This window comes from Paraburkholderia acidipaludis NBRC 101816 (assembly GCF_000684975.1).
GTDB classification, from domain to species: Bacteria; Pseudomonadota; Gammaproteobacteria; order Burkholderiales; family Burkholderiaceae; genus Paraburkholderia; species Paraburkholderia acidipaludis.
In genome coordinates this window covers 83,461-98,103 of sequence record NZ_BAXZ01000027.1, presented here as the reverse complement: position 1 = coordinate 98,103, position 14,643 = coordinate 83,461, and the positions used below count along the sequence as shown (strand labels likewise).

The 14,643-nt window shown below is 64.2% G+C and carries 14 protein-coding genes; 6 read left to right on the top strand and 8 right to left on the bottom strand.

Annotated elements, in window-relative coordinates:
• On the bottom strand, positions 1-976 hold a 976-nt coding region (locus BAC01S_RS25890), incomplete at its 3' end, for an APC family permease (RefSeq protein WP_043203700.1).
• Between the two features lie 434 nt (positions 977-1,410).
• Between BAC01S_RS25890 and BAC01S_RS25885 the strand changes: the two genes are divergently transcribed.
• On the top strand, positions 1,411-1,614 hold the full coding sequence (locus BAC01S_RS25885; protein ID WP_027797379.1) for a cold-shock protein: 204 nt from the start codon (positions 1,411-1,413) through the stop codon (positions 1,612-1,614).
• Positions 1,615-1,722: 108 nt separating this feature from the next.
• Here the strand turns inward: BAC01S_RS25885 and BAC01S_RS25880 are convergent, their stop codons facing one another.
• The 3 genes from BAC01S_RS25880 to BAC01S_RS25870 form a co-directional block, all read right to left on the bottom strand.
• Positions 1,723-2,997, bottom strand: coding sequence for an Hsp70 family protein (locus BAC01S_RS25880; RefSeq protein ID WP_043203687.1), 1,275 nt, complete (start codon positions 2,995-2,997; stop codon positions 1,723-1,725).
• Positions 2,998-3,207: 210 nt separating this feature from the next.
• Positions 3,208-3,810 (bottom strand): nitroreductase family protein, encoded by a 603-nt coding sequence (locus BAC01S_RS25875; RefSeq protein ID WP_027797377.1) that lies wholly within the window; start codon positions 3,808-3,810, stop codon positions 3,208-3,210.
• Positions 3,811-3,914: 104 nt separating this feature from the next.
• Complete coding sequence (locus BAC01S_RS25870) at positions 3,915-5,198, bottom strand: MFS transporter (RefSeq protein WP_027797376.1); 1,284 nt, start codon at positions 5,196-5,198, stop codon at positions 3,915-3,917.
• Between the two features lie 154 nt (positions 5,199-5,352).
• Between BAC01S_RS25870 and BAC01S_RS25865 the strand changes: the two genes are divergently transcribed.
• On the top strand, positions 5,353-6,012 hold the full coding sequence (locus BAC01S_RS25865) for a TetR/AcrR family transcriptional regulator (protein ID WP_027797375.1): 660 nt from the start codon (positions 5,353-5,355) through the stop codon (positions 6,010-6,012).
• Between the two features lie 49 nt (positions 6,013-6,061).
• A complete protein-coding gene (locus BAC01S_RS25860) occupies positions 6,062-6,646 on the top strand; it encodes a DUF1415 domain-containing protein (RefSeq protein WP_027797374.1) in 585 nt (194 codons plus the stop codon).
• On the opposite strand, the gene BAC01S_RS25855 is transcribed toward BAC01S_RS25860, so the two are convergent.
• The gene (locus tag BAC01S_RS25855; protein ID WP_027797373.1) at positions 6,643-7,521 is read right to left on the bottom strand and encodes a class I SAM-dependent methyltransferase; all 879 of its coding nucleotides are present in this window, start codon (positions 7,519-7,521) and stop codon (positions 6,643-6,645) included. The two genes, BAC01S_RS25860 and BAC01S_RS25855, sit on opposite strands and share 4 nt — an antisense overlap.
• 367 nt (positions 7,522-7,888) lie before the next feature.
• Here BAC01S_RS25855 and BAC01S_RS25850 point away from each other — a divergent pair, with 367 nt between their 5' ends.
• On the top strand, positions 7,889-8,209 hold the full coding sequence (locus BAC01S_RS25850) for a hypothetical protein (protein WP_027797372.1): 321 nt from the start codon (positions 7,889-7,891) through the stop codon (positions 8,207-8,209).
• 76 nt (positions 8,210-8,285) lie between these two features.
• Here the strand turns inward: BAC01S_RS25850 and BAC01S_RS25845 are convergent, their stop codons facing one another.
• Positions 8,286-9,419, bottom strand: coding sequence for a methyltransferase (locus BAC01S_RS25845; protein WP_027797371.1), 1,134 nt, complete (start codon positions 9,417-9,419; stop codon positions 8,286-8,288).
• Positions 9,420-9,619: 200 nt separating this feature from the next.
• Between BAC01S_RS25845 and BAC01S_RS25840 the strand changes: the two genes are divergently transcribed.
• On the top strand, positions 9,620-12,460 hold the full coding sequence (locus BAC01S_RS25840) for a type IIG restriction enzyme/methyltransferase (protein WP_027797370.1): 2,841 nt from the start codon (positions 9,620-9,622) through the stop codon (positions 12,458-12,460).
• A gap of 22 nt (positions 12,461-12,482) precedes the next feature.
• On the opposite strand, the gene BAC01S_RS25835 is transcribed toward BAC01S_RS25840, so the two are convergent.
• Positions 12,483-13,442 (bottom strand): LysR family transcriptional regulator, encoded by a 960-nt coding sequence (locus tag BAC01S_RS25835; RefSeq protein WP_027797369.1) that lies wholly within the window; start codon positions 13,440-13,442, stop codon positions 12,483-12,485.
• A 131-nt stretch (positions 13,443-13,573) separates the two neighbouring features.
• On the opposite strand from BAC01S_RS25835, the gene BAC01S_RS25830 reads away from it, so the two are divergent.
• Positions 13,574-14,287: an SDR family NAD(P)-dependent oxidoreductase gene (locus tag BAC01S_RS25830; protein WP_027797368.1), complete on the top strand. Its 714-nt coding sequence runs from the start codon at positions 13,574-13,576 to the stop codon at positions 14,285-14,287.
• A gap of 230 nt (positions 14,288-14,517) precedes the next feature.
• On the opposite strand, the gene BAC01S_RS35950 is transcribed toward BAC01S_RS25830, so the two are convergent.
• Positions 14,518-14,643, bottom strand: coding sequence for a type II toxin-antitoxin system RelE/ParE family toxin (locus tag BAC01S_RS35950; protein ID WP_169740152.1), 126 nt, complete (start codon positions 14,641-14,643; stop codon positions 14,518-14,520).

Here is a 14,643-nt window from a genome sequence, read left to right as displayed (position 1 = left end):
TTGTGTTGTTGCGCTCCATCGCGTAGATCATGCGCGAGGTCGTCGCCATGTAGGTCGTGCCGGTGCCGCTCGGGCTCACGAACGCGTCCACGTACAGCAGGATCGCCAGCCAGTTCAGGTTCAGCGCGATTGCGAGTTCCGCGAACGGCGACTTGAAGGCGAACGTGTTCCAGCCCTTGAGCACGTCGGCGGGGTTGACCGCGCCGATATAGGCGATCTGCAGCAGCACGTAGATCACGAGCGCGCAGACGATCGAGCCGATCACCGCGAACGGAATGCTCTTCGACGGATTGCGCGCTTCGCCCGCGAGGTTGATCGGGCTCTGGAAGCCGTTGAACGCGAACACGATGCCGCTCGTCGCGACCGCCGTGAACACCGCCGACCAGCCATAGGGCGCGAAGTCGGTGGACTGGCCGAAGTTCTCGTGGTGAAAGCCCGTGGTCATCAGGCCGATGATGGTCAGGCCCGGGATGATGAACTTGAAGATCGTGATGGCGCTGTTGGCGCGCGCGAAGAGCGTCACGCCCCAGTAGTTGAGCATGAAGTACACGATCACGAGCAGCGCCGAGAGTCCTAATCCCGAGTGGGTTAATGACCCGTCGACGAAGAGCGCGTGGGCCCAGTCGTAGGGCCAGGTGCTCATGTACTGGATGGAGGCTTCGGCTTCGATGGGGATCACCGAGACGATGGCGATCCAGTTGGCCCAGGCGCTGATGAAGCCCACCAGCGCGCCGTGCGAGTAGCGCGCGTAGCGCACCATGCCGCCCGACTCCGGGAACATCGCGCCGAGTTCGGCGTAGGTGAGCGCGATGGCCAGAATGACCACGGCGCCGATCACCCAGGCACAGATGGCCGCCGGACCTGCAATCTTCGCCGCCTTCCACGCGCCGAACAGCCAGCCCGAACCGATGATCGAGCCGAGGCCCGTAAACATCAGCGCAAACGGGCCGATGTTCCGTTGAATAGAACTTTTCACGTCTTCTCCTGTTTCAAGAGCAGTTCGACACCGGGAGCCCCGTCTGTTGTGCGGGCGGGTTTTTACAGATATCGCAACTGCGCGCCATGCATCGATTGCACCCAAAGGCGCAACCCCCGCGCGGCGCGTAGTTTAACGGTTGCACTGCCAAAGCGCGTCAAAAATCTGCAGACTCCCTACAAAAAAAACGGTGATCGATCAAGATTTGTAAGCTCTTGTTTCGACCCTAACGTAAAAAAACATTGAGAATCTGGACTTCCTGTTGACCTTCCGGGCAATTAGCCGTATAAAGTTGGGGCAGGATTTCAAGCGGCGAGTGTGAATAGGTCTTTCGTAGTTCGCCCATCAACGGTACTCCGGCTGGTCCCATACCCCTTCCTTGATTTTCGTGCACCTCTCTGGCTTCGGCCTCAATTCATCTTTAGGAAAGTAATATGGAAACCGGTACCGTCAAGTGGTTCAACGACGCTAAGGGCTTTGGCTTCATCACGCCGGACGGCGGCGGCGAAGATCTCTTCGCGCACTTCTCGGAAATCAAAGTCGACGGCTTCAAGACGCTGCAAGAAAACCAAAAGGTGCAGTTCGAAGTTCGCACGGGCCCGAAGGGCAAGCAAGCTGCGAACATCAAGCCGGTCTAAGCACGCTGCCTTCAGCGTCCATCGGATCCCGCCAGCGGGATCCTGATGGCAAGCTTACCGAAAAACCCCACGCTTCTTCCGGAAGGTGGGGTTTTTCTTATCCGCGCTTCAGCCGAACAGGCGTTGCGCGTGAATGCCAAGGCCCGTCGCCACGCTTGCGAGGCGGTCGCCGAACACCGGGCGGGCCTGCGGGAACGCCTCCGAAAGCGCCTCGGTCAGGAACAGCAGGCCCGTGGAGCCGCCCGTGAAATAGAGCGCGCCCACGTCGGCGGTTTTCACGCCCGCCGCTTGCACCGTCTCGCGCGCGGCCTCCACGATGCGGCGCGTTTCTTCGCGACCCGCCTCGATCAGCTCGGCGTTGTCGAAAGCAAGCCGCAGATCGGACTCCACCGCCTCCAGATCGATCAGGGTCTCGCCGCCCGCCGACACACCGATCTTCGCCTCCTCGCCGCGCGCCGCCAGCGCGTGACCCAGACGCTGCTCGACCACGCGCATCAGGCGATCGTGGTGCCGCACTTCGCGATACAGGTGGCGCATCAGCTTGAGGTCGGCCGCCCGCTTCGGCGTATAGATCGTGTTGATGAGGTGCCAGGTCGCGAGGTCGAAATAGACGCGATTCGGTATTTCACGGCCTTCCGGGTCGAGCGATTGATAACCCAGTTCGCGCAGGATCGTCGCCAGTTCGACGCGGCGGTCGAAATCGGTGCCCGCAACATGGACACCGTGGTGCGCGAGGACGTCGTCCTTGCGTTCGAGCCGCTGCACGCGCGCCGGCCCCACGCGCACGAGCGAGAAGTCCGACGTGCCGCCGCCGATATCCGCCACCAGCACGAGTCCTTCTTCCGTCAGCCGCGATTCGTAGTCGAACGCGGCCGCAATCGGTTCGTACTGGAACTGGATCTCGCGAAAGCCCACCGCGCGCGCGGCAGCCTCTAACTGGTCCTGCGCGAGCTTGTCGGCCCGCGGATCCTCGTCGACGAAGAACACCGGCCGGCCCAGCACAGCCCGCGCGATCGGCTCGCCGGCGCAAGCCTCGGCGCTGCGTTTGAGGTGATCGACGAAGATCGCGATGATGTCCGTATAGCGCATGGCACTGCCGTCGCCGAGATCCGTCGTGCTCTCCGCCAGCGGCGAGCCGAGGATGCTCTTCATGGAGCGCATCAAGCGCCCGTCGAAGCCGTCGATATAGGCGCTCAGCGCCGCCCGGCCGAACTCGCGGGTGTGTTCGTCGGTATTGAAGAACACGGCGGTGGGCAGCGTGACGTGCGCCCCTTCCACGGGCGCGAGCCGCATGGCGCCGCCGGACGCGGCCGATGAGCCGGATGAAGGCAGCGCCACCGCCGAATTGGAGGTTCCGAAGTCAATCGCGCAGAACGTGGTCATGGCAGGGAAGCGTGCCGCGCAGATCGCTCGCGCACGTCAGGAAGGGCTGGGAGGGACGGGCTTTTTATCACGAAAGCCAGCTGACGGGCAACCGCGGCGCCGTGCTTCAGCGCCGCAGCGGCGGCAAAAAAAACGCGCGGGGAAGCCGCGCGTTTTCTGTCCGACTTATGGTTCAGCGGCGCGCCAGGACGGCGCGCAGGTACGTTCGAATCAGCCCTTGAACGGGTGCTTCCACGCATTCGCGTAGGCGATTTCCCCCACCGCCGCACGCGTGCGCTCGGCCTTTTCGCGGTCGCGCAGCACGGGCTCGAGCTTCTCGGCGTCGCCATAGTGGCCGATCGAGATGAACGCGAGCGGCTCCACGTCGTTCGGCAGTGCAAATTCAGTGCGGAAAGCCTGGACGTCGAAGCCGCTCATCTGGTGCGCCGCGAGCCCGAGCGCATGCGCCTGCAGCACGAGCGACATCGCCGCCGCACCCGCGTCGTACTGCGCCGTGCGATTCACTTCGCCCTTTGTATTGAGCGTCTGCGCCGTCACCGCGATCAGCACCGGCGCCGGGGTATTCCACTGCTGGTTGAACGGCACGAGCGTCGCGAAAGCGCGCTTGAACGCGGTTTCGTCGGCCGTGCGGTCGAACACGATGAAACGCCACGGCTGCATGTTGTAGCCCGAGGGCGCCCAGCGCGCCGCCTCGAGCACAGCATGCAGCGCCTCGCGGCTCACCGGCTCGTTCGAATACGCGCGCGGGCTCCAGCGGCCGGCGATCAGTTCATGGATGGGCACGGCTGTCGGTGCGGGTTTGTGCTTCGTCATGCCTTGTCTGTCCTTCAGTGAGGGCGCTCGCCCGGGGGCCACCAGCATAACCGGAGCGCGCATTTCGCGCTCGTGTGCCCCCGAAGGCCAGGGCGCCCCGCCGCTCAGACTGCCGGCACGCCCACCGCGCGCGAGCCGCGGTTGATCCGCAGCACGAGGAACGAGGCGACGAGGCACAAGCCGCCCGAAATCATCGACGCGACGGTGTACGTGCCGAGGCTCGAGCGCAGCAGTCCCGCGCCGAAGGCGGCAAAGGCCGCGCCAAGCTGATGGCCGGCCACGACCCAGCCGAACACCACGGGCGCGCGTTCCTTGCCGAAAACGTCGGTGGCAAGGCGCACCGTGGGCGGCACGGTGGCGATCCAGTCGAGGCCGTAGAACACGGCGAAGATAGGCAGACCGAAGAAGTCGATGCCGAACGCGTGCGGCAGGTAGATCAGCGAGAGCCCGCGCAGACCGTAATACCAGAAGAGCAGCACGCGGCTGTTGAAGCGGTCCGAGAGCCAGCCCGAGAGTGTCGTGCCGAACAGGTCGAAGATACCCATCGTCGCCAGCAGCGACGCGCCCTGCACTTCGCTCAGGCCGTAGTCGCCGCACATCGCGATCAGGTGGGTGCCGACATAGCCGTTCGTGCTCGCGCCGCAAATGAAGAAGCTGAAAAACAGAAGCCAGAAGTCGCGGGTGCGGCTGGCCGACGTCAGCGCGCCGAACGCGATCTTCAGCGGATTCTGTTGCTGCGGCGGCGGCGCAATGGGCGTGTCGTGATCTTCGCCGTAGGGGCGCAGCGCCATGTCGGCGGGCCGCTCCGGCAGCAGGAGCGCGACCAGCGGAATCACCGCGGCGGCCGCTATCGCCACCACCAGCACGACGGGCTGCCAGCCGTACTTCTGCGCGATTGCCGCGAGAAAGGGCAGGAACACGAGCTGGCCGGTGGCCGAACTGGCCGTGAGTATGCCCATGGCAAGGCCGCGATGTGTCGTGAACCAGCGCGTGACCACCGTTGCCGAAAGCGAGAGCGCGGCCACGCCCGTCGCGCCGCCCACCATCACGCCCCAGATCAGCACCATCTGCCACGGATGCGTCATCAGCGCCGAAAGCGCCACGCCGGCGGCCATCGCGCCGAGAGCGGCGAGCAGCGTCGGCCGCACGCCGAAGCGCTGCATCGCCGCCGCAGCGAAAGGCCCCATCAGGCCGTAGAGCGCAATGTTCACGGAGATCGCGAGCGAGATCGTCGCGCGGCTCCAGCCGAACTGATGCTCGAGCGGCACCATCATCACGCTAGGCGTCGCACGCGTGCCCGCCGCCGAGAGCAGCACCAGAAACACCACCGCCACGACGAGCCACCCGTAGTGGAAACGCCCGCCGACCATTTTTGCCGCCCAGTTCATCCTCACTCCTGTTGCTCCGTGCGGAGCCGTGTCCGTCCTGTCATTTCCCGGCATGGACGTCGCGGCAACAGTTTGTTACCGATCAGTCACAAGTGTGTTGCGATAGTAGTGACCAGTCGGTAACATGTCAAGCCGATCCCTCGGCGAGACACCCATGACCGAACATGCCCCCACTTCCCGCGCCCGAACCAAGGGCAAGCCGCGCACGCAGGTGGCGGGGCCGCGCGCGCAGGAGCATCTGCTGCTCGCGGCGGACGAACTGTTCTATCGGGAAGGCGTGCGGGCGGTGGGCGTCGAGGCTGTCGTCGAGCGCGCCGGCGTCAACAAGATGAGCCTGTACCGGCAATTTTCGTCGAAAGACGATCTGGTCGTCGCGTACCTGAAACGCTGCGACGACCGCTGCTTCGAGCGCCTCGAAGCGAGCGTCGCGAAACATCCGGGCGAGCCCGTCAAGCAACTGCTCCAGTATTTCGACGATCTGTCGCAGCGTGCTTCCGATCCCGAGTACCGCGGCTGCCCGTTCGTGAACGTCGCCGCCGAATTTCCGGACGCATCGCATCCGGCGCGTCGTTCCGTGGCCGACAACAAGGCGAAGCTGATCGCGCGATTTACCGAACTGGCTGAGGCGGCGCGCGCGGCCGATCCCGCGGCGCTCGCCAACGAACTGGCCCTGCTGACCGAGGGGATTTACGCGGCGAGCCAGACCTACGGCCCGGGTGGCGGCCCGATTCTCGCAGCGCCGCGCATGGCGAAGCTGTTGATCGAAGCGGCCTGCCGGACTCCTATGGACACAACACCCGCGAACGCCCGCTGAGACGCAAGACCTCGCCGGACCCGCCCGGCTACGCCGGTAAAATAATGCGATGACCGACACTGCCGCCCCCCGCCCCGACCACGCCGAAATTCTCGCTGCCACGCGCCACTGGCTCACGCGCGCGGTGATCGGCCTGAATCTTTGCCCGTTCGCGAAGAGCGTGCACGTGAAGCGGCAGGTTCGCTATGCAATCAGCGAGGCGACCGATCTGGCGGGCGTCCTCACCGATCTCGAAACCGAGCTGAAGGCGCTCGATGCCGCCGATCCCGAACAGATCGACACGACGCTATTGATCCTGCCCCACGCGCTCGCCGACTTTCTCGATTTCAACGACGCCCTGTACTTCGCCGATCGGCTGCTCGCGCAATTGCGCCTTGAAGGCACGCTGCAGATCGCGAGCTTTCACCCGCACTACCAGTTCGAAGGCACCGAGCCCGACGATATCGAGAACTACACGAATCGCGCCCCCTGGCCGATCCTTCATCTGCTGCGCGAGGCGAGCATCGAACGCGCGGTCGCGGCCTTCCCGGACGCCGCCGATATCTACGAACGCAATCAGGCGACACTGCGCCGCCTTGGCCTGCAAGGCTGGCGCGACTGGATGAATCGCCCCGGCGACAAAGCCGGCGATTAAGAAGGAACCGTCTCGCCGACCGGCCCGGGCGCGGGGCCCGCGCCGCTGTCGTCGGTAAAGAAGCGCTCGTTGAGCTCGGCAAGACCGAATGTGTCGAGAATCTCGGCGAGCCGCTCCGCGGGCCGGCGCCGCGGCAGATTCTTGTACTGCGCAACGATGAGCTCGTTTTTCATCGAGTGCTCCCACCCCACCAGCTCCGTCACGCTCACCTGGTAGCCGTGCGCCTCGAGCTGCAGGCAGCGCAGCACATTGGTGATCTGGCTGCCGAACTCGCGCGTGTGCAACGGATGGCGCCAGATTTCCGTCAACGCCTGGCCGAGCGACTTGCCCTTATTGCGCCGCAGCACGCCCGCTACCTCGGCCTGGCAGCACGGCACCACCACGATATGGCGGGCGCGCTTCTTGAGCGCGAAGCGTAGCGCGTCGTCGGTGGCCGTGTCGCACGCGTGCAGCGCGGTCACGACATCGACCTCGGGCGGCAGCTCGCTCGACGTGATCGAGTCCGCGACGGACAGATTCAGAAACGACATGCCCTCGAAGCCCAGCCGCTGCGCGAGTTCGCGCGAGCGCTGCACGAGTTCGTCGCGAGTTTCGATGCCGATGATGCGCGACTTGTCGTGCTGCTCCTTGAAAAACAGGTCGTAGAGGATAAAACCAAGGTAGGACTTGCCCGCGCCGTGATCGACGAGTGTGACGTCGCGGCCGTCCTGCTTCACGTCCTTGAGCAGGGGCTCGATGAACTGGAACAGGTGATAGACCTGCTTGAGCTTGCGGCGGCTATCCTGGTTCATCTTGCCGTCCCGCGTCAGGATATGAAGCTCCTTGAGGAGTTCGATGGACTGATTCGGACGGATTTCGTAAGTCTTGCTGGACATCGGTCGGGGACGGAAGAGGTATCTTTTGCCGCGCTACGTGCGACAGATGACGGAACGAAGAAGATTTACCTGCCATTTTACGGAAAAAGCACGACGAGGCCGCCATGCAAATCGAGCGGCCCGAAGCGTCCGGAACGCTGCCCCCCACGTCCGGACGGCAGGGAGGGGGTTGATTAGAAAAGACACGGAGGACATTCGTCCCCGATGTCCAGAAGGGACCAATGGGAGCGCAACCATCCGGCCATGCACCGGACGAAAGCGCATGGGAGGTCGCACCGGTCGTTCCGGCGGCGACGGATCAGGCACGTCGCAGTCTGTCGATGCGTAGCGGGCGCACGACGCTGCACGTCCTTGCACGAGGCTCGCAATGAATACGAAACCGGACGGAGATGCCGAGCAGAAATTCCAGGAACTGCTCGCGAAGCTGCTCGTCGTCCCCGAGTGGACGGAAAAGCAGCAACTGGAGCTCGAGATGGCGCGCGATATCTCGGTGGAAATGCTGCGGATTGCCGAAGAAATGCGCGACGGCGCCGGCGATCTCGAGACCTGCCTGATTCTGCTGAAGTACGCCAAGGTTCTCGACTTCGTGATGTCGGCGCTGGCCGCGCGCCGGGACATCAAGCCCCAGACGTTGCGCGTGATCTTCAAGCTTGCGGGACTGAAAGTCGACGAGGCCTATCCAGGCTAAGCACGCTTTCTCGCGCGCAAGCCCCGAAGCGCAGGCGCTGCGTCCTGCGCTTCGGCGGACGGGCTTTTGCCCGCGCTCACGCCGGCCGAACTTTCAGGCGCCATAGCGAGGTCACTTCCTTCGCGCGCGCCTCATATAGCGGGTCGGTGCGGTCTGCGGCCTTCGGGTGACGCGCGCGGATATCCTCGCGCCCCGCCACCATGAGGCCGGCGCTCGCAATCATCTCCGAGAGCGCTTCGCGTGTGCGCAGGCCGAGATGCTCGGCGAAATCGGAGAGGATCAGCCAGCCCTCGCCGCCCGGCTCCAGATGGTCCTTCAGGCCGTCCAGGAAACCGCGCAGCATGCGGCTATCCGGATCGAAGACGGCATATTCGATGGGCGAAGCGGGCCGCGCAGGCACCCACGGCGGATTGCAGACCACCAGCGGCGCGCGGCCCGGCGGGAACAGATCCGCTTCGACGACTTCGACGCGGTCCCCATGGCCGAGGCGCCCGAGATTCTCGCGAGCGCAGGCCAGGGCGCGCGGATCCTGATCGGTGGCGACGATCGTCTTCACGCCGCGCGCGGCAAGCACGGCAGCGAGCACGCCGGTGCCCGTCCCGATGTCGAACGCCTTTTCGAGCGACGGCAGCGGCGTGCGCGCGACGAGATCGACATACTCCCCACGCACAGGCGAGAACACGCCGTAGCAGGGATGAATGCACGCGTTACCCAGCGCCGGAATTTCCACGCCCTTCTTGCGCCATTCGTGCGCGCCGATCAGACCCAGCAGCTCGCGCAGCGAAACCGCCGACGCCTCCCCCGTCGCCGCGCCCCACGCCTCCTCGCAAGCGAGCCGCACGTCGGGCGCGCGGCGCAGGGAAATCGTGTAATCGCCTTCCAGCGGGATCAGCACCATGCCCAACGTGCGCGCCCGTTGCGACTGCGCCTGCCGGTGCAGATTGAATGCGTCGAGCGGCGAAGCGGGTGCCTTGCGCGGCTTGCGGTCGGCGCGGCGCGCCATCGCCTGCAGCAACTGGCGCGCGTTCTGGTAGTCGCCTCGCCAAAGCAGCGCCGTGCCCTCGCAGGCGAGACGGTAGGCGGCATCCGCCGTCGTGCGGTCGTCGGCGAGCACCACGCGCCTGGGCGGCGGCACGCCCGCCTCGGAGCGCCAGCGGACGGTGCGCGGGCCGTCGGTATCGGGCCAGCTGAGGGTGGGGATGTCGGTCATGGTATTCGTAGGCAGAACGGCGCAGCCGCGGCGGCGCCATCATATAGCAGAGCACGGTGACGTGCGGCACGGGCTCTCGTCACCCGCCACGATCATCGCCTCTTCGCGCGCGAGCGTCGACCCGTGCGAGGAGCCCGCGCTTAAAATGAGCGGCGCCCGGCGCTTTACGCGCATCGCGCAGACGACACCGAAGAAAAATCATGCCCGAGACCGACAGGAAAAGACGCGGACGCGCGCGCCGCACGGCGCTAGACGAACGTTTCTACGCGGAACTGCTGCATATCGCGGGCCTGTGCGAGACCGTCGAGAAGGGCAAGCCGGCCATCGCGCGGCAGCCCGTGCACGCGAGGACACCCGGATCGCTCGTCGAAAATGCGCTGGCCCGCATCGAGGCGCGCGACGGAGAAGCCGGTTCGGAGAGCGCGCAAGAAGAACGATTCGGCATGGTGATGCGGCTGTGCATCGCGTGGCTCAGCCGTCTTGTGTTCCTCAAGCTGCTCGAAACGCGGCTCCTCGCGCTACACGACAACGATCCCGCTTATGCGTTTCTGCGCGCGAGCCGCATTCGCTCCTTCGGAGAACTCGACGCATTGTGTCGCGATGTGCTCACCGACGCGCGCACCGGAGCCTGCGCGCGGATTCCGCCGCTTTCGGCTATTCCGCGCTTCGACGGTTCGCTCTTTGCGCCGCACGATCTGGAAGGTGTCGCGATCCCGCTCGGCACGCTCGCCGACGCGCCACCGTTACCTGTCTTCGCCGAAACGGTCCTCCGGTACGCGGATGGCGCGCTCCATCCCGTCGCCTATCTGCTCGATTTTCTCGATGCGTACGATTTCGCAAGCGAAGCACCGCTACCGGGCAATGCGGGCAAACCGAAGATCGATACCGCGACGCTCGGTCTGATCTTCGAAAAATTCAACGGCTACCGTGACGGCGCGTGGTTCACGCCGGGGCGCGTCGCCATGCACCTGTGCCAGGCGGCGATCGAATCGGCCACGATTCGCCGGTTCAACGAACGCAAGGGTTGGCACTGCGAAACCATCGATCAGCTATGCCAGGCAATCACGGATCGCGACGAGGCGCGTGAAATCGTGGACGGCCTGCTCGTCTGCGATCCAGCGGTGGGTTCCGGCCATCTGCTTGTTTCGGCGCTCAACGCCCGGATTGCGCTGAAATCGCGGCTTGGACTGCTAACCGATGCGGCAGGCCGTCCGCTCGCGGGTTATCGATTCGAGGTCGAGTCGGACCAGCTGATCGTGAAGCGCGCCAACGGCGAACCGCTGCACGGCACGGATGGGAAAAACGCGCGCCGCCGGCTCGATGCGGCGTTGTTCGGGGAAAAACGGGCGATCGTCGAGAACGGCCTCTTCGGCGTGGACATCAATCCCGATGCGGTGAGAATGGCGCAGTTGCGGCTCTGGATGGAACTGCTGCAACACGCGACCTATGACGCGAACGGCCAGTTCTCGACGCTGCCGAACCTGGACGGCAATATTCGCGTCGGCAACGCGATAATCAGCCGGCTCGGCCTCGATGCACCGATGCGTGGCACGCTGCCGGAGAAGCGCCAGGTTGTCCGAAATTATCGCGAGGCAATTTCATGCTACCGCGCCGTTGCCTGCACGCATGGTGCGCAACGGGAAAGCGCCAGCAACAGGATTGCGCAGGCACGCTCTGCCCTGCTGGCGAGGCTGCGCCCGGACACATCGCAAACAACGTCGTGCGCGCCGTCGCAAATCCACGAAGGCGCCTTCGAATGGCGCACCGAATTCCCTGAAGCGCTCGATGACGACGGCGCATTCCGCGGCTTCGACGCGGTTGTCGCCAATCCGCCGTACATCGACTCCGAACGCATGGCCAACGACGGCCTGCAGGAAATGCGCGAACACCTCGCGCAACGCTGGCCGGCGGCGAAGGGCAACTGGGACCTCTACGTCGTGTTCATGGAACTCGGCCTCGCCCTGCTCGCGCCCGCAGGCGCGATGGCGTGCCTCACGCCGGACAAGTGGCTCTCGAAGCCGTTCGGCGACGCGTTCCGCGCGCGCCACCTCGGCAAGATCGAGCGCATCGTCGCACTGGGTCGCAACGTGTTCGACCGGGCGCTGGTCGATTCGATCGTCACGGTCTACGCGCAGGAAGGCACCGCTATCGTTTCGACCGCTCAGCTTGAAGGTGACGCAGTCACGCCGCTCGCGCAAACACCGAAGGCTGAACTCGACGCGCCGTGGCGACTCGATCCCCTGCTCTCGCCGCATTACGCGTTCGTGCGGCAAATCGAGCGCTCGCACCCCGCGCTCGGTTCGCTGCTGCGTTGCGAGAATGCGTGCGCGACATCGGACGCATACCGGCTCAAGCCCCTTATCGAAGAGGCAAATGGCGGGTTCTGCGCGCGGCGCCAGTTCCGGGTGGTGAATACCGGAACGCTGGGCCGGTTCATATCGCGCTGGGGCATCAAGCCGATGACCTACCTTGGCGAGCGATACGGAGAGCCCGTGGTCGAGCGGACGCGCTTCGCGGCAGCATTCGCCAACGCGTACCGGAACCGGGCCGACGCGAAAAAGGTGATCGTGAAGGGACTCACGCGACTCGACGCCGCGCTGGACCTCGACGGCGACACGATCCCGGGAAAGACGACGCTGATCCTGTGCTCCCACGACGACGGTCTGCTGAAGTTCGCGGCAGCGGTGCTGAACTGCCCGCTTTCCGCCTTCTTTTTGCGAGCGCGGTATCCGTCGGCCAGCTATAACGGCGGCATTGCGTACACCAAAGCAATGATCGATTCGGTTCCGGTGCCGGCAGAACCCGAGGTTCGGAACGCGGTGGTCAGGCTGGTCGATGAATTGCTGGCGCTAGATCGTGCGGGGCGCGCAACCGAAGCCGTGGCCCGGGAAATCGACCTGGTGCTGTATGGGGCTTTTGGGTTGTCGGCGGAGGATATCGAGCGGGTGCTGGCCGGTTTGCCGATAACAACGACCGGCAGGCTTTCGTCCCCGGCTTTTCAACGCCCAGAAAGCACAAGGGGTTACGTGAACCTCACGTAACCCCTTGCTGTGTTTGGTGCGGCTAACTGTGCAGCGCTGGCGAATCTGTCAATAGGTCCGGCGGATAGGCTGCCGAACATAGATCCAGCACCTGGCCGCGAAACCAGCGATGAGCCGGATCGTGATCGAGGCGCGGATGCCAGATCGCCGAGATGTTGAAAGCGGGTGTGGATAGTGGAAGCTCGAAGCACTGCAAACCGTTGGCGCTCGCGTAATCCGGAATAAATGCATTGCCGAGACAGGAACGCGGAACGACAGCTAGCAAGTCGGAACGACGCGCTAACTGCATGGCGTTGGTATAGGACGGCACCACCACCAATAGCTTTCGTTGCATGCCTTGCAGTTCCAGGGCCGTGTCGACGGAGTTTTCTGCTTCACCGGTACGCGAGATCATCACATGGCCGTATTCAGTCCATTGCTCTACGCTGATCCTTTCATCGCCCAGCAGCGGATGTTTGAGGCGGCATACGCCGACATAGCGATCGCGGAATAACAAACGCGTTCGTACCTCGGGGGCGGATGCCCTGACGATACCGATCTCCAGATCTATCGTGCCTTCCCTCAGCGCTTGCGCGCTCCAGTCCTGCTTGAGCGCAAAGCGAATCTGCACACCGGGTGCCGCGCGGTGGACCCGGTCCATCAAGGCCGCACCAAGCAGGTCAATGAAACCTTCGCCGGCTCGCAGCGTAAAACGTTGTTCAAGGGTGGAAATGTCGAACCGATGTTCGGCGCGACTCAGCGTGCCTTCCGCTTCCCGGACCAGAGTGGAAACACGCAGGCTCAGTTGCTCGGCATAAGGCGTTAGCACCAGCGTGCGTCCGGCCTGAAGCAGCAAGCGATCACCGGTCGCCGAGCGCAGACGTGTCAGCGTGCGGCTCATGGCAGAGACGCTGAGGTTCAGGCGCCGGGCGGCCCCGGTAACGCTACGTTCGCTCAGCAATGCATCCAGTGCAGTCAGCAGGTTCAGGTCGACGCGTGTCATCCGCCCAGAATAATCGAAAACCCACCTCGTATGGCGTTTGGTGCAATCGAGGATTGCGGGCCGGGCGTCTGGTGCAAATCCGGGATTCTCTCGACAATTCATGGAATTCGTCGCCGAGAAAGGAGAACACCATGCACCGCACATCTGCCCACATATCCACTGTCCTGCTCATCGGTGCTTCGCGCGGTCTCGGCCACGCCATGGCGGCGGAGTTTCTGAAGAAGGGCTGGCACGTCGTCGGGACCGTGCGCGCCGGTGGCGGACGAACGCTTCTGCACGAGCTGGCCGACGCGCATCCAGGTCGGGTCGACATCGAAACGCTCGACATCACCCGGCCGGATCAGCTCCGGGCATTACGCCAGCGTTTGTCCGGCCGAACATTCGACGTACTGTTCGTCAATGCTGGCACGACCAATCCTGATCCGACGCAGACCATCGGCGAGGTGTCGACGGAAGATTTCGTGGATCTAATGATTACCAACGCACTCAGCCCGATGCGTGTAGTCGAAAGCCTGTCCGATCTGGTTCGGCCGGATGGTCTGATCGGGATCATGTCGTCCGGGCAAGGCAGTGTCGCTGACAACGAATCCGGCCAGCGCGAGCTTTACCGTGGCAGCAAGGCGGCACTGAACCAGTTCATGCGCAGCTTTGCCGCGCGCCAGGCGCACACGTCGCGGGCCATGCTACTGATGGCGCCCGGCTGGGTGCGTACCGACTTGGGCGGCCCCGAAGGGCGATTGTCGATCGAGGAAAGCGTTCCAGGCGCCGTGGATGTGCTTTTGGCCAAGCTGGGGCGTCCTGGCCTTGAGTATCTGGATTATCGCGGCCGGACCGTTCGATGGTGACGGTTGCAGTTTTCGCTATCCTCCTCGCTCGCCGAGAATGACGGCAGCTACTTTCTGACCGGCCAATCGAGAAGCTGGCGTTGACTAACCGCTTCTGGCCGAATTCGGAAACAGCCCGCAGCAACCTGTAACTGCACGGCCCACCGTGTCCTATGCCGCAGTCTCAATGTTCGGCTCGCGGAGCACCGCGAGCCGAACATTGCCCCCACGGCCCCTACCGCTCGTGGTCGTCAGTGATCAAAGCCACCCTGATCTGTGATCGCACCCAGATCACGGGCACCATGCAAAACGCGGATAACCATGACAGCCTGATCGTCCGAACGGTAATAAACGGCATAGGCACCGTAAAACAGCAC